We start from the raw sequence: 24,699 nt of genomic DNA, 5'->3' as shown, positions 1-24,699 counted from the left end.
ACGCCCAGCCGACACGGAAGTTTCATCGGAAGGGTACACAACGGCAGGAGATCGGTAAAGCGCGCGGCTCACGCGCCGCGTCTTCGGCCTGGACGAGGCGCTCGCGGAGGGGCGCCCGGGGCGAGCCGGTCGCGGAGGCCGAGGGTGTCGACGAGGGCGTCGATGGCCTTGCGCTGGTCGTCGGCGAGCTCGCGGGCGCGGCGACCGAGGGCGGCGCACGTGGCCGCGGCGCCGAGCCCGAGGACGAGGAGCGCGGGCGCAACGAAGGAGATCGAGCCGGGGCGGAGGAGGACGGTGATCACCGCGAGGAAGAGGCCTCCGTAGGCCGCGATGCGCGTGGCAGCGCCGGGCCAGGATGCGGTCGCGTCGAGGGCGAGCTCGATCTCGGCGAGGAGCTCGTCGACAGCGGCGCCGCGGGCGTCTTCGGAGGCGTCTTCGGAGGCCTCGATCAACGCGGCGAGGCGGCGCTCGGCGCTGCCCTCCGGCGCACGCGCGGCGAGGGCCGCAGCGCGTTCGTTCACGGGGACGCGCTTCAACGCGACGAGGAGCTCTGCGGCTTTGCCGGAGGTCGCGCGGCGGACGCGCGCGAGGTGCGCCCACGCGAGGAGCACGGAGGCGAACGTGATGAGGACGCCGAGCGCGAGAATCAAGCGTCGAGGCGAGATCGTTGGATCAGAAAGGATCCTTGAAGATGGCCTCCTCGATGCGATCGAGGAAAGGCTGCCGGAGCTCCGCGAGCGTCAGCTTCGGCTGGATGCGGCTCACGTCGACGGCGGCGATCGGCTTCTCGATGCGGCCGGTGATCGTGACCTCCGACAGCGTGATCGCGCCGCGAGGTTTTTTGTCCTTTTCCTGCGCCTCGGCGGTTCGTACCGACGAACCGAGGACCACGAGCCCGGCGAGGATCAGCATCGCTCTCCGCATGCGCGACCTCCGTTCCACAAGATGCCTCGTCTGAAGCGCGCCGTCCATGTGCCTAGATGCCCGGGGGCGGCGTGGAGAACGGGGCGACGATGGTGCTGGTCGGCGTGGGCGCAGGCGCAGGCGCGGCGGGCGGCGGCGCAGGCGTGGGCGCGGGCGCGGGCGCGTCGGGCGGCGGCGTAGGCGCCGCGGAGCTGCCCGAAGGCGAAGGCGCTGGCGCAGGCGGCGGAGCCGCGGAAGTCGCGGGCGGCGGGCCTGCGGGCGGCGGGCCCGGCGGGGGCGCAGCGGCGTCCGCGGCGCCCGCATCCTCGGCGCTCGGCGTGCTCGGGAGCGGTGCGACGGGCGCGGGCGCCTCGGCGGCGGCCGCAGCGGCGAGCTCGCTTTCCTTGAGCTTTGCGCGCTGCAAGAGCTCCTCGGAGTCGTCGCGCTCTCCCTTGCGACGGAGCTCCTGGTACTTCTTCAGCTCGACGATCGCCTCGGCGACCTGCTGCTTGGCCGACATGCCGGGGACGCTCGGCGCGAAGAGGTACAAAAGGCCGAGGTCGTAGTGGACCTGCGGCATCGATGCGTCCCGCGCGAGCACCCACTCGAACTCGCGCTTCGCGTCACCGTACCGGCCGAGCAAGCGGTACGTGTCGCCGAGCGCGAGGTGCGCGGGGAGGTTGTCGCCGTCGTAGCGGACCGCGCCTTCGAGAAGCGGGAGCGCCTCCTGGCCGTTGCCGGCTTCGAGCAGCATCGCGGCGAGCTGCACGCGCGCCTCGACGAGATCGGGCCTGCGTTGCACGGCGCGACGGAAGTTGTCCATGGCGCCCGCGCGCTGGGATTGCTCGCGCAGGATGAGGCCTCGCAGGAGGAGCGCCTCGGGGTTCTCCTTGTCGCGCGGCGGGTTGTCCGCGCCGAACCCGTCGAGGATCGCCTGCAGCGCGTAGAGCGCGAGATCGAGCCTGCGGTTGCGGTAATGATCGCGGGCGATCACGACCATCGCGGGCCGGTAATCCGGGTTGATCTTGAGCGCCTCCTGGGCGAGGCGTTGCGCCGATCCGGTGTCCTTCTGCAGGCTCTTCACCTCGGCGAGCGTGGCCGTGACGGCGGCCGATCGCGGCATGATCGCGCGTTTCTCCGTGAGGAGACGTTCGGCCTCGCCGAGGTTGCCCTTCCGCGCGAGCAGCATCGCGTAGGCGATGATCGCGGGCTCGTAGTCGGGCGTGATGGAGAGGGCCTTCTGGTAGCTCGCCGCGGCCTCGGGCTCGCGCAAGCGCTCCTGCACGGCGCCGAGCGAGTAGTGCGCGTGGGGGGCGCGCGCGTCGGCCTGGATCACCTGCTGGAAGAGGCCCTTCGCCGCCGTGAGATCCCCCGCGGCAAACGCGGCCATGCCTTGCTGGTAAGGCCCTGCCGCGGCGGGCGGGAGCGGCGCGGGCGGAGGCGTCGGCGGCGGGGTCGTGAGCGTCGGCGGCGCGCTCGGCGTGAGGCTCGGCGTGGGGCTCATGCCCACGATCGGCGCGGGCTGGCCCCACGGGTTCATCCCGTTCGGGCCATTCGGATACATGGCCGAAGGTTGCGGCGGCGTCTGCGGCTTCTGCTGCGAGGTCGTCTCCTCGCAGGAGGCCGCGAGGAGCGGCACGAGCGCGCACGCAAGAGCCGCGAAAACCAGACGAGGCGAACGCTTCATGGCAACGTCACCGGGAGCGGCGCGGGCAGGCCGTCGGGCTGCAGCGCGGGCGCCATGCCGGGCCGCGTGCGCAGGAACATGCCGTCCTGGTACTGGAACGGCTGTCCCGTCTCGGGATCGATGATCCCCTGGCTCATGTCGCGAATCTTCGCGTCGCCGAGGATGTCGGTGAAGAAGGCGAGCCTTTGAATCGCGTGGTCGACCTCGGGGTTTCGCACGTTCCACGCGCGCGCATACACCACGGCCTGCACGTAGAACTTGATCATGGCGCGGTCGGCGTCGTTGAGGAGCCGCTCACGCGCCTCGCGCCACTGCTCGCGGCGCTTCTGGCGGATGGCGTCCGCGGTCTCCTGCAGGTCCTCGCGATCGCTCGTCTCTGCGAGCTTGAGGAGCTTCTCCTCGCGGTCGGTGTAGAGCTTCAAGCCCGGCGGGCGCGTGTTGTAGAGGCCCGTGCGGCACGAGTCGTAGAGCGAGCCTTGCCGCGCGAACGACGCGACGGACAAGGCGCGTGACTCGTACGTCTTGATCACCGACTGCAGGTCGTTGAAGTACGTGTCGCCCGCCTTCTTGAGGTCGTCGGAGTACGTCTTGATGACCTTGTCGATGACGCCTGCGTAGCGGTGGTGGCCGGCGTCGTAGTCCCAGGACTGCCGGAGCTTGTCGTCGATCACGCCGTACGCGCACTCGGCGGCCATGTCGGCCTGCATCGTGCCGAGCGCCTTCTTGTTGTCCATCGCGGCGAACGCCTTGAACTTGTCGAAGGCGCTGATGGTGTTGCGGCACCACTCGAACGCCTTCGGATCCGAGGCCGCCTTGCGCATCTTCGCCGCGTGGAAGGCCGCCTGGACGAGGAACGGCGTGGCCGCCGGCGTGAGGCGGTTCATCTCGTAGTAGTTCTCCATCGCGTCCATGGCCTTGACGCGCGCGGCCCTGTTCGCGCCCTCGTCGAGGCCCTTCTCGTCCCACGCCTTGAGGTCGGCCGACGCGACGATGTAGTCGATCTCGGCCTTCTGCTCGACCGGGGCCTCGAGGTTCAGGAACGCATTGCGCGAGGCGATCATGCGATCACGCTCGCCCACGTTCGCGTAAAGGAGGACCGCGCCCCGGGCCGCCTCGCGCCGCGCGGGCTTTTCGAAGCGGCCGTTGCGCGAGATCGTGTCGTACGTCTCGGCGGCGGCGCGGTAGTTGAAGAAGAGCACGTACGCCGCGCTGAGCGCGTCGTAGGCCTGCTTCAGGTACCCCACGCGCTCGGCGTAGCGCTTCGGATCCGCGGGCTTCGGGGGCTTGCTGGCCTCGTCGCCCTTCTCCAGCTTCGAGAGGTTCGCCTCGCTCCCGTACTCCTTGATGAAGAGCGCGTACATCTCGATGGCCTGGTCGTAGTCGCCGACCTGCTTGTAGCAGTACGCGCCGTTCATCGCGGCCTCGGGCGCCTCGTCCCGCGCCGGGGCTTTCTCCAGCGCCACGCGGTAGAGCGCCGCCGCCTCGCGCCACGCCTGCACGCGCTCCGGCCCGTCGGGCATCTTCTCGGCCTTCTCGAACTTCGCCGCGGCGTCGACGTAATAGCCGCGCGAGATCGTGGGCTGGGCGATGCCCGTCTCCTTGAGCTTCTGCTCCTCGCTGATGGCGCAGCTCTTCGTCATCGAGGCCTCGGCGAGCGCGCGCGAGCGCGGCACGTCGTTCTCGAGGTTCGCCATCGTCGTGAGCTTCTCCCACGCGAGGTAGCCGAACGGCGTCTTGCCGCACTGCTCGGCGTAGATCGGCTCGAGCCTGCGGCGCGCCTCGGCGAAGTTGCCGTACAGGAAGAAGAACTCCGCGGACTGGTAGGCGTAGAGATCGCTGTTCTTCTGATCCTGGTTCGTCTGCGGATCCCGCGTCGAGAGATCACTCGCCGGAGGCACGCGCTGGATGTACTCGTCGCGCGCCGCGACCGCGTCCTTGAGGACCTTCGGCAGCTCTTCGACGGCGACCTTCTGCTTGTCGTTCTCCGTGACGATCTTGAGCCCCGTGCGCTGCTCGATCCCCTCTTGCCCGCCCGTGCGCTTGTAGAGCTTGTACTGGTCGAGCAGCGCTTGGTACGCGGTGTCGACGACCATGAACGCGGCGGGCTGCAGGTGCTTGTCGTCCTCGTTCGAGTCGCGGACGTCGACGGCGGTGCGCCGCGCGGTCTCGATCTCGTCGGCCGTCGGTGAGCGATCCATCGCCACCTGGATCACGAGCACCATGTGGTTCGCGTCCGCGAGCCAGTAGCGGCTGTCGTACGCGTCGGGCGCGTTTTCGTCTTCCTGCAGCACGCCCTGCCAGCCAAGCGCGGCCATGCGGTACTCGGAGAGCGCGCGTTCGAAGAGCTTGGTGCGCGTCTCCTGCTCCCCGCTCTGGATCGCCGCGTTCACGAGCGCGCTGCCCGCGTTCGTGTGATCGGCCGCGGCGCGACGCAGGCCGCCACGCACGAGGCGCTCGGCGGTCTGGATGGCCTCCGGATCGTCCTTGTTTGCCTCGACCCACGGCGTCTTGCCGACGTAGTTCGCGAGCTTCGTGCGCGCGTCGAGGGCCTTCGCCGCGTTCTCCGCGCGCTCGGCCGTCCCCTCGCGCGACTGCCCGGTGAGCGTGTCGTAGATGTCCGCGATCTGCGCCTGCATGACCGGCGCGTCGCGGTGCATCGGCCACTTCTTGAGGATGAGCTCCGAGACCTCGATCGTGTTCCGGTACTGGTTCAGCTCCTTGAACTCGGCCGCGAGCGCTTTGTAGACCTCGACGGTCCACTTGCGATCCTGCGGGATGAGCGCCGCGTTCTGCACGCGATCGATCGCGATGCGCATCTTCTGCTCGCGGATCCGCGGGTCCTGCTCGAGGTCGAGGATGTCGCTGCGCGGGACGAAGGGCTCATCCGCGGCGGGCCCCGTGAAGTCGAGGAACGTGAGCGCGCCGGCGATGTACGTGTACGACTCGCCGCGGAAATCCGTGCCCGGATCCCCCGTGAGTTTCTCCTGTTCGTCGGTGTACTTGAGCAGCTCGACGAACTGCCGGACGCTCGTCTCGTAGCGGAGCTGCTTGAAGTACGTCCACGCGAGCTTGTACATCGCGACGCCGTAGACGGGCGGCTTCTTGTACTGGAGCGATCGCGTGTACGCGACCTCGGCGCGGTTCAGGCTGAAGGGCCCGCCGCCCGGATCGATCTCGTTGAAGTGGTAGTCGCCGATGAGCCACCAGACCTCGGCGAGGTACCGCGGCTCCGCGCCCTCCGCGACCTTCTGCGGGATCGGCTTGCAGGCGTCGGGGTACGGATTGACGAAGACGAGCTCGTCCTCGATCGCCGGCGCTTCCGGCTCGGGCTCCGGCTCCTTCCCCTTGCCCTTGGCGTTTGTCTTCTTCTTGGGCGGCGGCTGCGCGGCCTTGCGTTTCGCGGCCTCGCCGATGGGGATCGGGTGCCGCGACTCCCAGCCGAGCCAGTAGTCGCGATCGTGATCCTGCGGGAGCTTGCCGACCGTGTCCCGCGTCGGATCCTTCGGATCCGTAGGAACGGGGTACGGGTAGCGGTCGTGGCAGACGAAGGACCGGAAGACCTGCTGCGCCTCGAAGATCCGCGCCGAGTCGTTCAACGCGTGGCCGAGGTAGTAGTAGACGCCCGCGAGCTCCTTGTACTGCGGGAACTCGCGGATGATGCGCTTGTAGAGGGCGATCGCGGGCCGGAGGCCGATCGCGAGATCGTCGGCGAGGTCGGTGTCCTCGCGGGCGCGCTCCTCGTAGAGCGCGGCGAGGCGGAACATCGCCGTGGGCGTGCTCTCGGGGTGCGCGTTCCTGCCGCTGTACGTCTCGACGAACTTTTCGAGGCGGCGGATCGCCTCCTCGCGCGCCGACTTCAGGTCCTTCTGCTCGACGTCGATCTCGCGGTCGAGGGCGGCGATGACACGACGCCTGCGCTCTTCATAGTGCTGCTGGATGATCCGCGTGATCGACGAGCGGTAGTCGCGCGCGGCCTGCTCGTACGCCGCGGCCTCTTTCTCGAGCTCCGCGAGCACCGCGACCTGCTCGGGCGTGGGAGGCGGCGGCGGAGGCGCCTGCACGCGCGGCTTGAACGCAGGCGTGGGCGGCGGGATGGGCGGCGCGCTCGCGGAGGGCGCTGGAGCCGTGGTCGGGGGCGCTGCGGTCGGGGGCGCTGCACTCGGAGGCGCCGTGGGGATCGCGCCGGGAGGCGCCGTGGGCGTTGCCGTCGGTGGTGCGGTCGGCGGCGCCGTGGGCGCTGCCGTCGGCGGAAAGGGCTGCGGTTGCGACGCGGCGCTGCCGGCGACACACGTCGCGACGAGCAGCGCGAGGATCGACGACGCGCCGCGTCCCGACCGCGACGAGGAACGACGAAGCACGCTCATTTGCCCTCCGCCCCGGGCGCGGCGCTGTCGTCGAGGACCTCGTCGAGCTCCTCCCGCAAGAGCTTCTCCTCGCGCGCCCGCTCGACGCGCAGGCTGCGCACGCGGGTCATTTGCTCCTCGCGCACCTCCCACGCCTCCTCGGTGATGCCCACGTCCGCGCGCAGGACGATGTTCCGCAGCCGGTCGCGCACGAGGCCGAAGTTCCGCATCGCCACCTCGCCCACGACGCCGCGCGCCTCCTTGTCGAGCCGCTCGAGCTCCACCTCGTACCCCACCACCGCGGCCGTCTCGCGCGCCAGGATCGCCCGCACGTCCGTCGTCCTCCGCGCGACTTCGCGCTCGAGATCGGAGAGCGCGGCGAAGACCTTCGTGTCCGTCTCGTCGCCCTTCTGCAGGAGCGGGGCGACGCGCTTCGCGTACGCGGCGAGCGACGCGCCCCCCTGCCCCGCCATCGCGAGCTGGACCTCCCGCACGATCGCCTCGCGGTACGCCTGCCGCACCTGCGCGTCCTCGATGAAGCGCTGATCGCCGAAGCCGACCTGCATCTTGCCGGCGCCCACGAGCTTGCGCAGATCTGTGATCTGCTTGCGGTAGATCACGAGATCACGCTCGTGCGCGGCGAGCTCCTGCTCGAACCGCGCGACCGCCGCCGGATCCCGCACGACGCCCGCCTGCGGCGCCTCGCGCAGCATGCGCCGGAGACCGTTCACCTGCGCCTGCAGCGAGTCCACTTCGAGCGTCATGCGCTGGACCGACTGCGACGTGCCGTTCCACTGCTTCAGCGCCTGCCCCTCGCGCTCCTGAAAATCCGAGTCGTTGACGGGGACCATCCCGAGCCGCTTCTCCAGCGAGCGGCGACGCGCGCGCACCTGCCCGATCTCGCCGGAGAGCGACGAGGACTCGACCTCGTCCATGCCCTGCCCGATCGAGAGCCGCGCGATGCCCACGCGGTTGATGAGCCCGAGCGCCTTCTCCTCGCCCGCCTTGAGCTCGGGAAATGCGCGGACGCGGTTCGTCGAGGCCACGACCGCGTTCAGCTTCTCGATGAGATCGTTCGATTGCTGGATGAGCTCGCGGCACTGCGCGATGCCCTCGATCACGGCGAACGCGGCCGGGCCGTCCTCCGCGTCGCGCGCCCACTGGATCGCCAGCGTGGGCAGGCCGGAGCTCGAGTCGAGGACGTCGAGCTGCTCCTGGCTCAGCTTGTCGTAGTAGACGGCCGGATCGCTGGTCGCGCCGAGGAACGCGTCGACACGCGCGCGCATCGGATCGTAGTTCGCGCGGACGCCCTCGTAGACCTTGAGCGATTTTTCGAACTGGCCCGCGCGCAGCATGAGGTCCGCGCGGAGCAACGAGCCGTCCGCGATGTTCTGGCTGTTCGGATCCGCGACGGAGAGGACCTCGAGGGCCCGTTGCGCGCGCTCGACGTCGCCGAGGCGTACGTACACCCAGCCGAGCTCGTAGAGCATCGTCCCGAACTCCGGCGACGATCGATCGATGTGGTTGTACGCATCCACGGCCTGCGCCCACTGATCCGACTCGTAGAAGAGCCTTCCTATCGCGAGCCACGCCATGTCGATCACCCGCTCGTGCTCCTTCGAGTCGGGCGCGAGCTGCGTGACCTTGCGGAACTGATCGATCGCCACGACGTAACGGCTGCGCGGCGCGCGCGGCGGCACCTCGCCCTCGGCGAGCGGGACCGGCGGCGGCGTCGCCTCCTTCATGGCCACGACGCCGAGCAGGTAGCCGGCCTGATGCGCGTACTCGCTCTTCGGATCGACCGACGCGAGCGCCGCCTTCGCGCCCGCCCAGTCCTTCTTCACGACGAGGCCTTTGCCGCGTGCGTACGAAATTCCGCTCGTCACGGCCGCGGGCGGGAGGCGGTTCATCGCGGAGAAGACGTCGTCGAGGTGCCGGTAGTCCTTCGTCCGCAGCGCGATGTCGACGAGCCGTTCGAGCGCCTTGCCCTGGTAGGTCAAGAAGCGCGGCTCCTGCACGCGATCGGTGATCTTGAAGTAGACGCGCCGCGCCGAGAGGTACTGCCGCGACTGGAAGTACGTCTCGCCGAGGAGCGAGAGCGCGTCGGGGTACGCGGTCGGGTGGTCGGGGTACTTCTCGAGGATCTCGTTCAGCAGCGTCGCCGCGCGATCCCAGTCCCTCGAACCCACGAGCAGCACGGCGTCGGCGATGCGCTGCGCCGGCGTGCGCTCGCGGCCCTTCGACTTCTGGATCGCGTCCTCGATCGCGCGCAGGCCGTTGCCGGCGATCGTGATCTGCTGCGTGGCGGTCGAGAGCGCCTGCTCGGCGTCGATCGCGTGCGCGAAGCTCGGCACGAGGGTGGCGCAGGCCGCGAGGAGGCCCGCGAGGAGCGCCTTCCGCGTGCGGGAACCGCGTGTGCTCTTCATGCGTGTTCCTTCGGGAGATCGCTCACTTGGCGACGCCCTGCGGCGCCGGCGCGCCCGCAGGGGCGTTCGGATCCGAGAGCCCTTGCGTGACCTTCTCGATGAACCGCACCGCCGGGCGCTCCTCGATCGGCGTGGTCACGCCGCCCTTCTCGAACGAGACGATCTGCAGCGTCATCGTCTTGCCTTCCTGCGCGCTGAACGAGTGGTTCGAGCGGACCTCGAGTCGATAGCCGCGCATGTACGAGAAGACGCCGTAGCCGTTGCCCTGCAGGTTCACGAGGACCTGCACGGTGTGATCACCGGGCGGGATCGAGCCGTTGAAGATCGGGATCTCGCCGGCCTCGGCGATCGCGCCCGTCTGATCGGTCTTGTTGTACTGGACGGCGCCGTCGAGGACGACGAGCAGGCGCGTGATCTTGAACGCGCCCGAGAGCTCGTTCGTGTACTTGAGGTTCGCGCGGGAGCCGGCGCCGCCGCTCGACAGGATCGTGTCGCTGAGCAGCGAGAGCCGCGTGTGGCTGCGACGGATCTGCTCTTTCAGCTCGTCGATGCGCTGCTCGAGATCACGCAGGCGCACGGCGTACGTCTGTCCGTCCATGCCCGGCGGCGCCGCGGGCTGCGCTCCGGGGGCCGGCTGCGCGCCGGGCATGCCCGTGGGAGGCGCGGGTTGCATGCCGGGCTGCATCGGCGGCTGCGGCTGCATGCCGGGTTGCATCGGCTGCGGCTGCATGCCGGGCTGCGTCGTGGGCGGCTGCATGCCGGGCTGCGTCGGCGCGGCGGCGGGCGGGGTTTGGCCGGGCGGAACGGCCAGCAAGCCGGGTGCGGCCGCAGGCGGAGGCGCCGTGGGGGCCTGGGCAAACGCCGGCGCCACGGTCAGCCAGGTTGCCGCAAAGGTCACGGCGAGCGTCTTCGGGAGCAATCGCATGAAGACCAACCCCATCATCAAAGGAAGGCGGAAGGACGCGCTGTCGCCCGGCCATGCTTGCCGGCCTTCACCAAGTGTACGTTCCGGGAGCGCGCTGATGCAACCGAGGACCCCGCGCGACACGGGAACGTGACGTGCCGTGAATTTGCTGGCGCTTCGTGTCCGCCCCGGCGCGAGGTCTTTCCGAGCGCCCTCGCCACCCAAACTTCGCGGCTCCGCCCGTGCCCCGATCCGGTAAGGTGGCGTCGTGCAGCGACGCCCCCATCCGATCAGAACTTCGGGCCCCGTCGCGCGTCCCATGGACCCGTTCAACGGTCGCCACGGCCCCCTTTCGCCTGCATCCGCCCCCGCGGACGCGCAGGAAACGAGGAGGTGACGGTGGCGAGCATCTCTCGCGAGGAGGTGACCGACGAGGTCCTGATGATGCGGTTCCAGGGTGGTGACCGAGCGGCGTTCGCCGGTCTCGTCCGCAGGCACAAGACGAACGTCTACAACTTCATCCTTCGCCAGGTCCGCGCGCCTCAAATCGCCGAGGATCTCGTGCAGGACGTGTTCGTCAAAATCGTGCAGAACGCGGCCGACTTCAAGCACGAGGCCCGCTTCTCCACGTGGGCCTACGCCATCGCCCGGAACGTGTGCATCGACCACCTGCGGAAGGCCGCGCTCCGGCGGCATCCGTCGCTGGATCAGGCCACCAGCACGAGCAGCGGCGAGGAAGGACCGACGCTCGCCGAGCGCACGGCCGACGCGCACCCCACGGCCTCGGTCGAGCGGGTCGCGATCGGCGCCGAGCTCGGACATCGGATCACCCACGCCGTCGAGCGGCTGCCCGCCGAACAACGCGAGGTCTTTCTCCTGCGGGAGATCGGCCACGTGCCGTTCAAGGACATCGCCGAGATCACCGGGGTACCGGAAAATACCGTCAAGAGCCGGATGCGTTACGCCCTCGAGCGCTTGCAGGAAGCGCTCGCCGAGTACGAGGACTACGCTCGAGCCCTGCGATAACGCCGGGCAAGGTGCTGCATGGATTGCCAGAAGTTCGACCAGGTCGTGATGGACGCGCTGTACGAGGAGCTCGACGAGCTCACGTACGCAGCGCTCCGCCGGCACGTGGAGTCCTGCGCGCGCTGCGGTGAAGCCTGGAACGGGCTCCGCGCGACACGCGAGGTCGCGATGCTGCCGCTCGAAGAGCCAAGCCCCGGCCTCGAAGACCGCATCCTCGCCGCCGTCACGGACGCGCAACGCACGACGCCCTGGCATCGCAAAGCGCTGCGCGCCCTGGCCTGGGCGGGCAGCCACGCGATGCGGCCGCAGCTCGCGATGGCCGCGTTGTTCTTCCTGGTGATCGGGTCGAGCCTGCTCCTGCTCCGCGCCAAACCCGGCACGGTCGGGATCACGCCGGTGCGCGTGACCGAGCGTGGCGTGCCCGCGCCGGACGAGGGCGATCTCCAGGCCCCCGCGCAGGCCCCTCCCCCGCCGATCGCCGCAGCGCCCATGGCCGCGGCCGCAGCCGACGTCGCCGAGGGCGCGAAGAAGAGCAAGGACGACGCAGCGGACAAGGGCGCGGCGAAGGAGACGGAAGGCGCGGGCAAAGCGCTCGCCGAGGCACGCGCCACGCGCGACGGCTCGGGCTGCGACGCGTCGCTCCGCCTGTACGACGACATCGGCGCCCGTTACCCGGGCACGCCACAAGCCGCCGACGCGATGTGGGAAGCGGCGCAGTGCCAGCGGAGCCTCGGCAACACGGATCGCGCGCGGGAGCTCTACTCGGCGCTCAAGCAGAGCGACGGGTACAAGGCGCGCGCCGAGGAAGCGCTGCAGGAGAGCGAAACGGCGAACCAGACGAACAACGTAGGTGGTGGCCTCGTGGCCAACCGCGCCGCGGCGCCGGCCCCTGCGCCGCCTCCAGCCGCGACGTCGACGGTCGCAGCCGCAGGCAAGCCCGCAGGCAAGCCCGCCCCCGCGACGCCGACGGCAGAGGAAGAAGCGCAAAGGGCGAAGGCCGCGCCGGGGGGTGGTTCAGGCCGGAACGTGAACGCCGCGCCGAAGCGCGCAGCAGAGCACCCCGCCCCGGCCAGCGCCGGGTACTGACGGGCCCATCAACGGCCTGCGAAACCGGGCCGTGACCCGCTAGACTCGGCCCATGCGCCGATCACGCCTTTTCTTGGGCCTCGTCCCTGCCCTGCCCGTGGCCATCGTCGTGGGCGCCTGCACCGAGGCGCCCATCAACGTAGGCCTCGTCATGCAGGCGCCCCTCGGGCTGCTCGACACGGCGACGCGCGTCACGCTGCGCGTCTTCGACAAGGGCAACGCGACCTGCACGCCCGCGACGGGCCGCGTGGAGAACGCCCCCACGGGCGACGCCGTGCAGACGTTCGATCTGCACAAGGACGGCTGCGGCGAGGGCGTCACCTGGTGCAGGGACATCGAGCTCGATCGCGACGGCGCCGAGAAGGTCTTCGCGATCATGGCCGAAGGCGGCGCGGGCGTCCTCGCCGAAGGTTGCGCCGTGGAGAAGGTCGATCAGGACCCACTCGAGGTGACGATCAAGGTGCAGCGGTACACGCCGCCCGCATGCTGCAACGACGGCGCCGTCGGCACCGGCGAGCAGTGCGATCTCGGGCCCGAGGCAGCACGCGCGTGCGACGGGAGCCCCGCCGAGACGTGCGGCGGCATCGCGCCGGACGCAGTTTGTCGGTGCGACTGCACCGCGCAGGAGATCCTGCTCTCCGTGAAGAACAACGTGCCCCCGGCGCTCGACAACGACGGCCCCGGCACGAAGACGCACCTCGCGATGGAGTTCTGCCCGGGCGTCGACGCGACGAAAAACGCGCTGCGCACCGCCTACACGAGCACCACGGGCGGCGGCGGCGGCGACATCCTGATGCGCTTCCTCGGCGCGGATCTCTACCCGATCGAGAAGCCCTACCCGCTCTCGCAGCAGATCCAGCTCCCCGCGCGCTGCACCAGTTTGCCCGGGTCAGGCCCCGCGCTCGTGCAACGTGATCCGTCCCTCGCCCCCGTCGGCCTGAACCACGTCGCGATCGTCTACGCGAGTGATCAAGAGGCGACGAACAACTACCACATCTACCTGAACGCCCAGAACGAGTGGGGCTGCGCAGACGCGCCGCCGCTGAAGGTCAGCACGCAGGTCGGCGACGTGCAGATCCGGCCCGACGTCGCAGGCGGGCCGGAGGACGCCGCACTCGTCGTATGGAACCGCGGCACCGGCGTGTTCGGTCGCATCTGGACAAAGACGGGCGCACTCGAGCCAGCGATGGGCGAGATCCCGATCGCCACGAACGGCTCCGCGCCGCGCGTCGCAGGCAACAAGGACGGCTGGGTGGTCGTCTACCAAGGCGCCGGCGACGGCGACGGCAACGGGATCGTCATGGTGACGGTCAAACCCAACGGCGAAGTCGGCACGCCCAAGCTCGTGAACGACGCGACGACAGGCCTGCAAGACGCCCCCGACGTCGCGATGCTCCCCGACGGTCGCTACATCATCGTGTGGCACGCGAGCGGCGACATCTTCTTCCAGCGCTACGACAAGGACTTCGCACGTGTCCCCGGCACCGAGGACCAGAAGACCGTAAACACGCAGACCGCCGGCCTGCAGCAGAAGCCGAAGGTGGCCGCAGGGCTCGGCTTCTTCACGGTCGTCTGGCAAGACGAGCGCGGGACGATCGGCGCGCGCTTCATCGGAGGCACCTCAGGCTTCGGCTACAACAGCGTCACCGGCCAGAACGACGCCTTCCTCGCAAACATCCCCGACCCCGAAGGCACAAACGGCTCCCGCAGCGGGCCCGCCGTAGCCATCGGCGGCGCAGGCTTCGTCGCCATCGGCTGGCAAGACGACAGCACGAACCACTTCGGCGTCTACGTACGTCGCTTCCCGCTGCCGGTCGGGCTGTAGGCGTCGTCCACCTCCACGGAGCTGGGGCGTTGCCCCAGGCCCCACCCGGGGCTGTCCGCCCCGGGACCCGGACCAGCGAGGCGCTGGACCCAGGGTCGATGAACTGCGCGATGCGCAGTTCATCGAACGGGCGAAGACAAGGCCGGCGACGCGTCTGCCCATCAAGGCAGCTGCGCTGAAGGTTCCACGGGGTACGTGCACGTCGTCGGTTTGAAAGAGGAACAGGTAGGCTCGTTCGTTCAGGCGAGGTGACGCAGGGCGTGATCACCACCCCCGCCGTCCTCGTGTTGCCCGATCACATCCTCGACAGGCGACCTCGATCCTCGTCCTCGTCGGTTCCGCGCCGCGACAAGCGACGTCCCAGCAGCAGGACATCAGGCACGAAGCGGGACAAGGTGCATCGCCGCGACAGGGAACGTGTCCTGCCGCCAGACACGCGGCGACGCGCGTTCCCCTGGGGAAGGTCGAGCCTCACACCACAGCCGGAGGCCGCCGAGGCTCCGTGTCGAGCTGCCAAACATCACGCGTCCGCCGTCGAGGGTCCATGTCGCGGAGGACGACCGGTCAGCGCCGAAGCCAAACGCACGTGGCGGGCAGCGTGCCTCGCGCCGTCGCTCAGCGAAGGGATCCGTCGCGCCGCCGAACACGCACCGTCGAGGGACGACACCACGTGTTCGGTCGGATGTCAGGCATCCTCTGCCCTCTGCACCACGTGGTCGCGCAAGCGTCTCCGCGTGGGGCGTCGCGCCGGGGCGCTGCCCCGGACCCCGCGGGGGCTGTCCGCCCCTCGACCCGGACCAGGCACGGCCTGGACCGAGGGGGGAAGAACTGCGCAACGCGCAGTTCTTCCCACGGGCCCGTGGCAAGACCATGGAGGTGGGTCTCTACCTGGCGACGGACACGCTGCCCATGGAACCCGCAGCGCCGCTGTCTTGGTTGGCAGGATCGTGGAGGGTCTTGACCCTGGCTGTTCGAGGAACTGCGCACCGCGCAGTTCCTCGACCCCGGTCCAGGCCGTGCCTGGTCCGGGTCCAGGGGTGGACAACCCCTGGTGGGGCCTGGGGCAACGCCCCAGCTCCGCGCTTCAGTTGGAAACGGGTCCTGCGTTCTCGCGCAGGTACGCGATCGTGCGGATTGTGTCGACGAGCCGTTCGCGCTCGGCGGCTGTGATCCGCACGAAGCGTACGCCCATGCCGGGGTTTGGGTTGTCGTGGAGGGGGCGGACCACGTTGACCCACTGCACCGTGCCTTCGAGCACGAAGGAATCGTTGCTGTTCGGCGGGGCGAATCGGAGCGTGAGGCTCGTGCCGATGGGCAACGGGTCTGTTGTCCGTACGAAGATGCCGAGCTCTGAGATGTTCGTGATCGCGGCGTAGAGGAACGTCTCCTCGGTCTCGCAATCGACCGACCAGGTCACGTCGTATCGCTCCGAGGAACGGCGCTCGAGCCAGCTTGGACGGCTTGCAGGTGCTGCTTCGTTCTCGCGCGTCGACGGCGGCGGTTTGTCTGCCGTCGTGGCCTCGTCGACCGTTTTGCGCTCCGGATCGCTCCCGCGACGCTCACCCATTGAACCTTCCGCGTAGCCGCTTTCCACACGGGCGCCAAGGGATCCGACAGGTGCGCATTGCTCAACGCACGTGGAGTGCTCCGCCGATGACACGGTTCTCGTGGTTCGGGCCACGCGTTACCCGGAAACGCGTGTCTCCGGAGAAGAAGCCGAAATAGACCGTGTAGTCGCCTGGCGTGAAGTTCGGCTCGAGCTCGAACACGTAATCGTCCACCACGATGTCGTTCGGCTGCCACAGGTTCATCGCATATTTGCCATCGAGGACGGCGTGATCGCCGTTGTATCGGCGCTGGTAGCCGTCGATGTGCAGGAACGCCTTCCAGGTGCCGGTGATGGGATTCACGACCCGGTAGTAGAAACGCATGTGGTACTTGCGCTGCGGGACCACGCTGTCCACGACTTGGCCGGTGCCGTCGCGGACCTCCCAGCCGAGCACCTCGATCTGATCCTCGAATGCGGCGTCGACCTCGTGGAGGCGGGGCAGCGGCGCGTCGAGCACCTGCGCGCCGAGGGGATTTTCGTTGGGCTGGCCTCCGAGATCACTCGACACGAGCAGGATCTGGCTTGAACGCGCGTCGAGCACGGGCAGGTTCGAGCCCTTGTTCTTGCGGTGGAGCGAGTTGAGGCGCGGGAGCTCTTCGGCGCGGACGATGAGCCAGCGACGATCTGTGCCCTCGGTGAGCCACTTGAACGCTTCGGCGGGATCGTTGAACTGCGCGACTTCGCCGCCGTGGTGGTAGTAGGCGATCGAGCGGGCGCGCACGCCGAGCAGGCCGAGGGGCTCGCCGGGCTTCTGGAGCCGCGCGTAGGCGTCGAAGACCTCCTTCGGTGAGAGCTGCGCGGCGAGCGCTGGGTAGTAGCCGAACGAGAGCACCGCGCCGGCGGCGAGCGCGGCGAGGAGCACGCCGGCGCCGCGGGGCAGGCGCGTGAGGCCGAGCGCTGCGCGGAAGCCGTCGCGCACGGCGGCGAAGGAGATCGGCAGGGTTGCGAGGAGGAGCGGCAACGCCCACCAGAGGTTCAGGCCGGCGTCGATGAAGTTGCGCGGCAGCCTCAGCACGGAGGCCCAGCCGAGCCGCGTGCCGAGGAAGAGCATTGCGCCGAGGCCGACGAGCGCGGCCTCGACGACGACTGCGGCGAAGAACAGGTTGCCGTTCCAGATCGTGGCGAGCTCGCGGCTCACCTTGCGGTAGTCCTCGACGAGACCGTCGGCCCACGCGGCGATCGAGCCCGGTTTGTCGGTGCGCCCTTCGAACCACGCGATCGCCACGAGCGCCGCGAATGCCGCGGCGGAGAGACGCATCAGCGTCGCCGCGTCTTGCTCGAAGCTCTTCGGGAACGAGGGCTTGTCCACCTCGAACACGCTGAACATGCGCCCTGGCTCCAGCACCATGTCGCGGTAGAGCACGAACGCGAGCAACGCGACGCCGAGCGCGAGGGCCCGTGATGGAGGCGCGCCGCGATCGAAGTCGGCCACCGCGAGCCCTGCGACGCCTGCGAGCAGCGCGACGCCGCTCCATGGGAGAAACGTGACGTGTGGCGTGAGCGCGGCGTAGACGGCGTATGCGACGGCTGCGCCGACGAGCAGCGCGACGCGCAGGCCCACCTCGCGCCTGCGGGCGGGCACGTCGAGCTCCACGGGCGCGCGGAACAACCTTCCGATCGCGAACGGCAGGAACGCGCTCCACGGGAAGAGCGCGTGGCCAAGGTGCCGGATCGTCCGATCGAACGTCGCATCCACGCTCGCCTTCTTGGTGAGTGCGACGCCGAGCGCGCGCGGCAGCGCCGCGTCGGGCGAGGTGCGGGCCAGGAGCGAGATCCCGACGCCCAGGGCCATGAGCCCGAAGAGGAGCGCGAGCGCGCCGATCGCGTGCTCGCCGAGGGTTCGCCCCGCGGAGAACCCTCCGAGCTCGAGGACGAGCCAGGCGAGACCTGCGGCGAGCGCAGGCACCGCGACGCCGATCAGGAGCCCGCGCGACATGTATCCGGCCACGAGGCCGAGGGCCCCGACGAGCAGCCAGACGCCCTTCACGAGCCACGTGCGCGCGCCCGGGACGTCGACCTCGGCGCCCTCTTTCGTGCCGCGCGCGCGATCAAAAAGCGCGCCGACGAGGCCTGCGAACGCGAGCGAGAGCGAGGACATCGTGACGATGTCGCCGAGCATCGTCCTCGCCTGCATGAAGTAGAGCGGCGTCGTGGCGAGCGCGACGGCGCCGTAGAGCGCGGCTCGTTTTCCCGAGAGACGCGCGAGGATCTCGTGCAGCGCGACGACGCCGACGAACGCCCAGATTGCGAGCGGCAGGCGTCCCGTCCAGTCCGCGAGCCCGAAGAGCCGGAAGCCGAGGGCCATCGAGGTGAACGGCAGCTCGCCCATGCGCAGATCGCTCAGCGTGGGCATCTGGTTCACGGCGTCGGGGAGCGCGAGCTTGTCCGCGTGGAAGACGTGGATCGCGATGCGGCGCGAGAGATCGGCTGCGTCGAGCTCGTACGGATCCCAGATCCCGCTCTTGCCGAGGGTCGAGAAGAGCACGAGGGCCGCGACCGCGAGCGAAAGCGGTCGGGACCACGCGGCGAAGGAAGGCGCGCGGGCGCTCGCAGGGGTTCGAGCATCCTCACGGGTCGTACCGCCTTGGGCGCTCTCGGGGACGGCTTCCATGGGGGGCTTCTACCGCTGCTCGGGCCGGCAGCCAAAGGCGTTTGGAGAGGCGGTCAGCTTGGAGAACGTTGAGAAGCCGTTTGAGGCCTCCCCCTCTGTCTGCTATCGCGCCGCGCTGTGAAGAGCCGTAGAGCCGAACCCCGCGCCGAGCGACCCGGCCGGGAGCCCGAAGCCGCGCGTGAACGACCGTCCCATGACGAACGAGCCGGCGCGTCCCCGCAAAGGGAGTCGCGCGGGCCGAGGCCCGAGCGGGGTCGCGGCGGAGGTCGGCCGGGCGAGGCGACGCGCGGCGCGAAGGGAAAACCGCGTGGGGAGGAAGGGCGAGGGCAAGGGCCCGGCCCGCGCGGGAAGGGCCCTGCGACGAAGGGGGCGCCTCCCGGGCGTGGCGAAAGGGGCGCACGACCCGACACGCGCGGCGAGAGGGGCGCACGACCCGACACACGCGGCGAGAGGGGCGCACGACCCGACACGCGCGGCGAGAGGGGCGCACGACCCGACACACGCGGCGAGAGGGGCGCACGACCGGACGCTCGCGGCGAGAGGGGTGCACGACCGGACGCTCGCGGCGAGAGGGGCGCACGACCGGACGCTCGCGGCGAGAGGGGCGCACGACCGGACACCCGCGGCGCGGCGGCGCGACCGGGAGCGCCCGCGCGTGGCGGGAGGCCCGCGACGACGGACGATCTCACGCGCGGGCCGCGGGGTGGAACGGGCGCCGGGCGCCGCACAGATGCCCCACGCCCGAGGCCCGTGCCGCGCCCCGCGCCGGAGGCCATCGGCCCCTCGCGGAGCGGCACCGTCGCGCTCATCGGCAGGCCAAACGTCGGCAAATCCACGCTGCTCAACGCGGCGCTCCAGCAGCCGCTCTCCATCGTGTCGAAGACGCCGCAGACCACGCGCGACGCGCTGCTCGGCGTGGTGCACCACGGCTCCGCGGAGCTCGCGCTGCTCGACACGCCGGGCCTGCACCGGCCACGCACGCAGCTCGGCCGCGTGATGAACGAAGCCGCGCGGGACGCCGCGCGCCGCGCCGACGTCGTCGTCTTCGTGACGGACGTCTCGCCGCGCCCCGTGAAGCACAAGGAAGACGGGACGCCCATCGCGCCACGCCCGCTCCTGCCGCACCCCGGGGATCTCGTCCTGCTCTCGGATCTCGCGCCGGATCGGCCCGTGCTCCTCGTCGTGAACAAGGTCGATGTGCTCCGGGACAAACGGCACCTTTTGCCGCTGCTCGAAGCGTACGGGAAGGTGCGGAACTTCGACGCGGTCGTGCCCGTGTCGGCGCAACGCGAGGACGGCATCACGCTCGTGCTCGACGAGATCGCGCGCTTCTTGCCCGAGGGCCCGTTCCGGTACGGCGTCGACGACGTGACCGACAAACCCGCGCGTTACTTCGCAGCGGAGTACGTGCGCGAGCAGATCCTCCGCGCCACGCAGGACGAGGTGCCGCACGCCGCGGCCGTGAGCATCGACCGGTACGCCGAGCCACGAGCGCCGGGGCAGGCGGTCCAGATCGACGCGACGATCCACGTCGAGCGGCAAGGCCAGAAGCGGATCCTGATCGGCACGGCCGGGGCGATGATGAAGCGCATCGGCATCGCCGCGCGCGAGCGCATCGAGGAGCTCGTCGGCGGCAAGGTGGTCCTGCGCCTCTGGGTGGCCGTGACGCCGGACTGGCGCGAGTCTGTGCCGCGCCTGGAGGAGCTTGGCTACGGCAGGGCGCGCGGCGGCGCGACGGACGCGGCCGAGTACATGATCGTCGCCGAGCGCGACGCCGAAGCGGACGAGGCCAACGATACGGCCGACGACGAAGGCGACGAAGGCGACGAAGACCTCGACGCCGAGGGCGAAGAGGACGAAGACCTGGACGAGGAGGACCTCGACGACGACGACGAGGGCACGCTCGACGAGGACGAGGAGGAATGACGATGCAAGAAGACCAAATCGAGCAGCCGGACGGGGGCGTAACGCCCGCGCGGGTGATGAGCGCTCCGCTGCCGATCGTCGCGATCGTCGGCCGCCCCAACGTCGGCAAGAGCACCCTGTTCAACCGCCTCGTCGGCAAGAAGACCGCGATCGTGCACGACGAGCCCGGCGTCACGCGCGACCGTCACTACAGCGACGTCACGTCCCGCGGCCGCAGGTACACGCTCGTCGATACGGGCGGCTTCGATCCGGAGAGCGACGATCCCATGCGGCAAGGGATCAAGCGCCAGATCGACGTCGCGATCACCGAGGCCGACGTCATCGTGTGCGTGCTCGACGCGAGCCTGCCGCCGACGCCGGCCGATCACGCCGAGCTCGATCTGCTCCGCCGCGCGGGCAAACCCGTCATCTACTGCGCGAACAAGGCCGACTCGCAGCGCGCCGAGCTCGAGCTCACCGAGCTCTACCGCCTCGGCGCGCGTGACCTCATCCCCTTCTCCGCCCTCCACGGCCGCCGCATCGACGAGCTCGAGGGGGCGATCGTGGCCGCGCTGCCGCCGCCTCCGCCCGAGCCGGAGGAAGGCGCGGCGCCGGACGAGGCCATCCGCGTCGCGATCGTGGGCCGCCCGAACGCGGGCAAGTCCTCGCTCATCAACCGCCTGCTCGGCGAGGAGCGCCTGCTCGTCGATTCGCGTCCCGGCACCACGCGGGACGCCATCGACACGCGCATCACCAAGGGCAAGCACTCGTTCCTGTTCATCGACACGGCCGGCATCCGGCGCAAGGCGAAGGTCACGAAGGAGGACAGCGTCGTCGAGGCGGTGAGCGTGCTCCACGCGATCCGCGCGATGGAGCGCGCCGAGGTCGTGGTCCTCCTGAGCGACGCGTTCGAAGGCGTGGCCGAGCAGGACGCGAAGATCCTGGGCCTCGCCGTCGATCGCGCCCGCGCCGTCGTCATCGGCCTCAACAAGGCCGACCTGCTCGACAAGAAGGCCTTCGGGAAGGCCGAGGAGAACGCGCGGGACAAGCTCTCGTTCGTGCCGTGGGCGCCCATCGTGCCCATGAGCGCGAAGACGGGCCGCGGCGTGGGCAACCTGCTCTCCACGATCACGCGTATCGCCAAGGCCTTCCGCACGCGTGTGCCCACCGGCGAGCTCAACCGCTTCTTCGAGCAGGTCCTCGAGCATCGCCCGCCGCCCACGTCCGGCGGCCGCGCGCCGCGCCTCTACTACATCACGCAGGCCGAGACCTCACCGCCGCTCTTCGTGGTCATGGCGAGCGCGCCCGAGCAGATCCACTTCAGCTACCAGCGCTACGTCCAGAACCAGCTCCGCAAGAACTTCGGCTTCGAGGGCGTGCCGGTCCGCGTGAAGTACAAGCCGAGGCGTCGCCGCGGCGATTGACGCGACTCACTCCCCGCGGGGGGACGGCCGCCCCACCGGGGGGCGGCCCTCGTTCACGGGGAGCTCGACGCGCGGCACCTCGTCGCGCACGTGCTCGGTCCCCGCGTCTTTCCACACCGGCACCGAGCGGCTGAACACTTCGAGCCGCTCGATCTCCTCGTCGTCGACGAGGCACCGCAAGCCGAGCACCGCCTGGTTGATCCCCGTGAAGCCGAGCGCCTTCGCCAGCGCGCGGAGCCTGTCCCGCTCGTCCTCCTGCGGCTCCGAGGGGACCGAGATCGGCTCGCCCGACCACGACTCCGTGGGCCCTCGCAACGCCGAGCTCGCGCTCCGCGACGGGCCCACGATCTCACGCGCGAGCTGCCGCGCCGCGATCGCGCCCCGCACGAGGTACTGCTCGCGCAGGAGCTGCGCGTTCGTCCGGCCGACCCGCGCGATGAGCAGCGCTTGATCCTGCCAGTCGCAGATCCGCTGCAGGCTGTAGGTCGTGTTGAAGAAGATGCGCGGCGTCGGCATGAACGCGAGCGCGTGCGCCGAGTCGATCCGCTCCTCCGCGAGGCGCGCCACGTCCTCGTCGTTCAGCCCGTCGATGAGGCCGAGATCGCTGCCCCGGATCGGCGCCGCGGTCCCCACGCCGAGCATCGTCGCGGCCCGATCCGTCACGGCGCGCAGCACCCGCTCGCCGAGCAGCGCGACGGCCACGCCCACGATCAGCGCGCCCTTGTAGCCCTGGAACAGGTAGCCCTTGTCCGTGTTGGTCGCTTCCTCCGGGCCGGAGAGCAGCGCCACGCCGAGGAACACCGTCGCCACGCTCACGATGAGCAGCGTGCGCGCCGCGAACGCCATCATGCGCGCGGTCGAATCGTTGCTGGCCGAACGAAACAGGATTTGCCCGAGGTTCAGGGTGAAGGACACCGTGCACGCCGCGCCCACGGAGAGCGCGACGAGGTGCCGCAGCTCGTTCTCGGTCCGCGCGTACCGGAGCAGGATCACGCCGCAGGCGATGAGGATCGCCGACGCGATGAACCCGAGGATCGTCGCGTGCCGCGCCATGCGTTGCACCGACTCGCGCATGAGCTCGTTCTCGTAGGCCCACATGCGCTCGACCTTTTCGCGCAGCTCGATCCGATCCCGCATGGCCGTGCCCGCCCCGTACCCCACCTTCAGCCGGAAATCGCCGCGCGCAAAACGCCGCTCGACCAGCATCGCCGAGCACACCGCGAGGATCACCGGCATCACGCACGCGCCGAGCACCCGGAGCCGCGCGATCGACGACGGGCTCCACTCCCCGAGGTCCTGGTAGGCGACGACGATCATCCCGCCGAGGCAGGCGAAGAGGATCCACCGCACGAACGACGGCGCGATGAGCGCGAGGAACCCGAGCAGCGCGCGGAAACGCTCCTCGCCGATCTGCATCGACTCCGCGACGGATCCGCCGACGAGCGTGTGCAGGAAGAACACCACGATCCCGATCGCGAGCCCGGCCCCGATCTCCGCCACGTATTGCGGCCGGTTCGGCGCGACATACCGGAAGAACAACAAGGCGCCGGCGTAGGCCACGATCACGAGGACCGCGACGAGGAGCGCGCCGCGGACCGCCGAGCGGGCCTCGGTCGGGCGGGCCGGGGTGGATCCCTCGACGATGCGGGGCGGCGGCGCGGCGAGGGATCGGGCCGTGTCGGCGCTCTTGCCGGGCACGTGCCGCAGGGTCGGCGGCGACACCGACGGTTCGGCGGGGGGCGCGGGATCGGGCAAGGCAGAACCTCCGCCTGCATGGTACCTGCCCGCGCTCTCCCTCCCGCCTCGAAATTGCGTCAGCGCCGCATCGACGCCATCGTCCGGCGCGAGCCGCGGTGGGCCTGCGTGCGGTCGCTTGGCTCGTCGATCTCGTAGATCTCGGCGTCCGGCGGCGGGCGAACGGCCTTGCCGTGCAGGCCGCCCGGATGCTCACCGCTCTCGTAGCGAGCGTCGCTCTCCTGGCTGCTGATGCCACCCGCCTGCGCCTCGGCGATGCGCCGTATCGTGCGCTCGTCGGCTTGCTTCGGCCTCGTGCGGACCACGCGCCTGCCGGAGGCGCCGAGGCGCCCCTTTTGAACGAGCCACACCGCCGCGGCCACGGCGGAGAGGAGCCCGGCCGCGCGCTGGATGCCGCGCCAGGCTCCCCGGACGCGGCGCTGCCACCTGCGAGGAATGTTCATGCGTGAAAGGGTGGGGAGACGGGCCGCGATCGTAAAGCGTCCGCGACGCTCGTGGCCCGCGGCTCGAAACGACGCGCGGCGGGAACGAGCTACCCGTTCCCGCCGCAATGCCCTCTCGGGCGCTCGGTCATTTCTGCGTCGCCTTCCGCATCTGGCACATGAGATCACAAACCTCGAGCGGCAAGGTCTCGCGCTTCGGCGGATCCTTCACGACCGGATCCGTCTTCTTGGGATCGGTCGATTTCGCGTTCGTGTTCCCGCTCGTCCGCGGTGAGGGCTTCGTCTTCTCGGGCGTGGTCGCCTCCTTCGCGGGCGGCGTTGTCGTCTTCACCTCGGCGGGCGGCGAAGGCGGCATCACGACGCGCTTCAGGGCCACCTCGAAATGGGGCGACACGCGACCGCCCAGCGTCATCGGCTCGGCCTTCGGGCGCGCGCTCGCCGCGCCGATCGCCATGGCCGAGACCAGGATGGCGCCCACGGCGGCGACCAGCCATGGCCCTCGGCGGGCCTGCGTCGCGATCACCTCGGCGCTCGGCTCGGGGGCCGGGAGCGGCGCCGGCTCCGGCGCGCCGAAGGGGAAGATCGGCGCATGCGGGAGCACGGGCTCGACCGGCTTTTGCGCCTCGGCGGCGAGGGCCTTCAGATCGATGAGGCCGGAGTCGTCCCCGCGTGCGCTCGGCTCCTTCGTCGTGGGTGCGTCGTTCGAGGCCTGGGCCACGAGGGAGCTCAGCGAAAACATCACCGAGCCGTCC

The 24,699-nt window shown here is 70.2% G+C and carries 16 protein-coding genes; 5 read left to right on the top strand and 11 right to left on the bottom strand.

The features are described from left to right. Nucleotides 1-68: 68 nt before the first annotated feature. From QHF89_RS13265 to QHF89_RS13240, 6 genes are read right to left on the bottom strand one after another with little or no spacing between them, the layout of a single operon-like run. Nucleotides 69-650, bottom strand: coding sequence for a hypothetical protein (locus QHF89_RS13265; protein ID WP_136969619.1), 582 nt, complete (start codon nt 648-650; stop codon nt 69-71). 22 nt (nt 651-672) lie between these two features. Further along, a complete protein-coding gene (locus QHF89_RS13260; RefSeq protein ID WP_136931354.1) occupies nt 673-924 on the bottom strand; it encodes a hypothetical protein in 252 nt (83 codons plus the stop codon). A gap of 52 nt (nt 925-976) precedes the next feature. Beyond that, on the bottom strand, nt 977-2,590 hold the full coding sequence (locus tag QHF89_RS13255; protein WP_284720440.1) for a tetratricopeptide repeat protein: 1,614 nt from the start codon (nt 2,588-2,590) through the stop codon (nt 977-979). Next, nucleotides 2,587-6,954 carry a tetratricopeptide repeat protein gene (locus tag QHF89_RS13250; RefSeq protein WP_136972620.1) on the bottom strand — a complete coding sequence of 1,456 codons (4,368 nt, stop codon included), beginning with the start codon at nt 6,952-6,954 and terminating at the stop codon, nt 2,587-2,589. The genes QHF89_RS13255 and QHF89_RS13250 overlap by 4 nt, the downstream gene beginning before the upstream one ends. Continuing rightward, the gene (locus QHF89_RS13245) at nt 6,951-9,359 is read right to left on the bottom strand and encodes a tetratricopeptide repeat protein (RefSeq protein ID WP_136972621.1); all 2,409 of its coding nucleotides are present in this window, start codon (nt 9,357-9,359) and stop codon (nt 6,951-6,953) included. The genes QHF89_RS13250 and QHF89_RS13245 overlap by 4 nt, the downstream gene beginning before the upstream one ends. Nucleotides 9,360-9,381: 22 nt before the next feature. Then, nucleotides 9,382-10,284: a hypothetical protein gene (locus QHF89_RS13240; RefSeq protein WP_136972622.1), complete on the bottom strand. Its 903-nt coding sequence runs from the start codon at nt 10,282-10,284 to the stop codon at nt 9,382-9,384. A gap of 378 nt (nt 10,285-10,662) precedes the next feature. Between QHF89_RS13240 and QHF89_RS13235 the strand changes: the two genes are divergently transcribed. Genes QHF89_RS13235 through QHF89_RS13225 form a run of 3 tightly spaced genes read left to right on the top strand, consistent with a single transcriptional unit; the run spans nt 10,663 to nt 14,200 of the window. Then, the gene (locus tag QHF89_RS13235) at nt 10,663-11,289 is read left to right on the top strand and encodes an RNA polymerase sigma factor (protein ID WP_136931358.1); all 627 of its coding nucleotides are present in this window, start codon (nt 10,663-10,665) and stop codon (nt 11,287-11,289) included. Between the two features lie 18 nt (nt 11,290-11,307). Further along, nucleotides 11,308-12,375 (top strand): zf-HC2 domain-containing protein, encoded by a 1,068-nt coding sequence (locus QHF89_RS13230; protein WP_284720439.1) that lies wholly within the window; start codon nt 11,308-11,310, stop codon nt 12,373-12,375. A gap of 52 nt (nt 12,376-12,427) precedes the next feature. After that, nucleotides 12,428-14,200: a hypothetical protein gene (locus QHF89_RS13225; RefSeq protein ID WP_136972623.1), complete on the top strand. Its 1,773-nt coding sequence runs from the start codon at nt 12,428-12,430 to the stop codon at nt 14,198-14,200. A gap of 1,084 nt (nt 14,201-15,284) precedes the next feature. Here the strand turns inward: QHF89_RS13225 and QHF89_RS13220 are convergent. Both QHF89_RS13220 and QHF89_RS13215 read right to left on the bottom strand, forming a co-directional pair. Further along, entirely contained in the window at nt 15,285-15,767 is a 483-nt protein-coding gene (locus tag QHF89_RS13220) for a TIGR02266 family protein (protein WP_136972624.1), read from the bottom strand. A 61-nt stretch (nt 15,768-15,828) separates the two neighbouring features. Beyond that, entirely contained in the window at nt 15,829-18,420 is a 2,592-nt protein-coding gene (locus tag QHF89_RS13215) for an ArnT family glycosyltransferase (protein ID WP_136972625.1), read from the bottom strand. A 750-nt stretch (nt 18,421-19,170) separates the two neighbouring features. Here QHF89_RS13215 and era point away from each other — a divergent pair. After that, on the top strand, nt 19,171-20,346 hold the full coding sequence (gene era, locus QHF89_RS13210; RefSeq protein ID WP_284720438.1) for a GTPase Era: 1,176 nt from the start codon (nt 19,171-19,173) through the stop codon (nt 20,344-20,346). A 2-nt stretch (nt 20,347-20,348) separates the two neighbouring features. Next, nucleotides 20,349-21,749, top strand: coding sequence for a ribosome biogenesis GTPase Der (der, locus tag QHF89_RS13205; RefSeq protein WP_232379717.1), 1,401 nt, complete (start codon nt 20,349-20,351; stop codon nt 21,747-21,749). Nucleotides 21,750-21,755: 6 nt separating this feature from the next. On the opposite strand, the gene QHF89_RS13200 is transcribed toward der, so the two are convergent. The 3 genes from QHF89_RS13200 to QHF89_RS13190 all read right to left on the bottom strand — a co-directional run bounded on the left by QHF89_RS13200 (nt 21,756) and on the right by QHF89_RS13190 (nt 24,689). Next, nucleotides 21,756-23,504: a hypothetical protein gene (locus QHF89_RS13200; protein WP_136972627.1), complete on the bottom strand. Its 1,749-nt coding sequence runs from the start codon at nt 23,502-23,504 to the stop codon at nt 21,756-21,758. A gap of 59 nt (nt 23,505-23,563) precedes the next feature. Next, nucleotides 23,564-23,947: a hypothetical protein gene (locus tag QHF89_RS13195; RefSeq protein WP_136972628.1), complete on the bottom strand. Its 384-nt coding sequence runs from the start codon at nt 23,945-23,947 to the stop codon at nt 23,564-23,566. 127 nt (nt 23,948-24,074) lie between these two features. Next, on the bottom strand, nt 24,075-24,689 hold the full coding sequence (locus tag QHF89_RS13190; RefSeq protein WP_136972629.1) for a hypothetical protein: 615 nt from the start codon (nt 24,687-24,689) through the stop codon (nt 24,075-24,077). Nucleotides 24,690-24,699: the final 10 nt, after the last annotated feature.

This window comes from Polyangium sorediatum, from assembly GCF_029946465.1.
Classification (GTDB): Bacteria; Myxococcota_A; Polyangia; order Polyangiales; family Polyangiaceae; genus Polyangium; species Polyangium fumosum.
This window is presented reverse-complemented; position numbering and strand designations above follow the sequence as displayed.

What these genes read in the sequence shown, in the direction of transcription:
- QHF89_RS13220 (WP_136972624.1), bottom strand. Translation starts at nt 15,767, where the DNA reads ATGGGTGAGCGTCGCGGGAGCGATCCGGAGCGCAAAACGGTCGACGAG.
- QHF89_RS13245 (WP_136972621.1), bottom strand. Translation starts at nt 9,359, where the DNA reads ATGAAGAGCACACGCGGTTCCCGCACGCGGAAGGCGCTCCTCGCGGGC.
- QHF89_RS13250 (WP_136972620.1), bottom strand. Translation starts at nt 6,954, where the DNA reads ATGAGCGTGCTTCGTCGTTCCTCGTCGCGGTCGGGACGCGGCGCGTCG.
- QHF89_RS13225 (WP_136972623.1), top strand. Translation starts at nt 12,428, where the DNA reads ATGCGCCGATCACGCCTTTTCTTGGGCCTCGTCCCTGCCCTGCCCGTG.
- QHF89_RS13255 (WP_284720440.1), bottom strand. Translation starts at nt 2,590, where the DNA reads ATGAAGCGTTCGCCTCGTCTGGTTTTCGCGGCTCTTGCGTGCGCGCTC.
- der (WP_232379717.1), top strand. Translation starts at nt 20,349, where the DNA reads ATGCAAGAAGACCAAATCGAGCAGCCGGACGGGGGCGTAACGCCCGCG.
- QHF89_RS13195 (WP_136972628.1), bottom strand. Translation starts at nt 23,947, where the DNA reads ATGAACATTCCTCGCAGGTGGCAGCGCCGCGTCCGGGGAGCCTGGCGC.
- QHF89_RS13215 (WP_136972625.1), bottom strand. Translation starts at nt 18,420, where the DNA reads ATGGAAGCCGTCCCCGAGAGCGCCCAAGGCGGTACGACCCGTGAGGAT.
- QHF89_RS13260 (WP_136931354.1), bottom strand. Translation starts at nt 924, where the DNA reads ATGCGGAGAGCGATGCTGATCCTCGCCGGGCTCGTGGTCCTCGGTTCG.
- QHF89_RS13240 (WP_136972622.1), bottom strand. Translation starts at nt 10,284, where the DNA reads ATGCGATTGCTCCCGAAGACGCTCGCCGTGACCTTTGCGGCAACCTGG.
- QHF89_RS13230 (WP_284720439.1), top strand. Translation starts at nt 11,308, where the DNA reads ATGGATTGCCAGAAGTTCGACCAGGTCGTGATGGACGCGCTGTACGAG.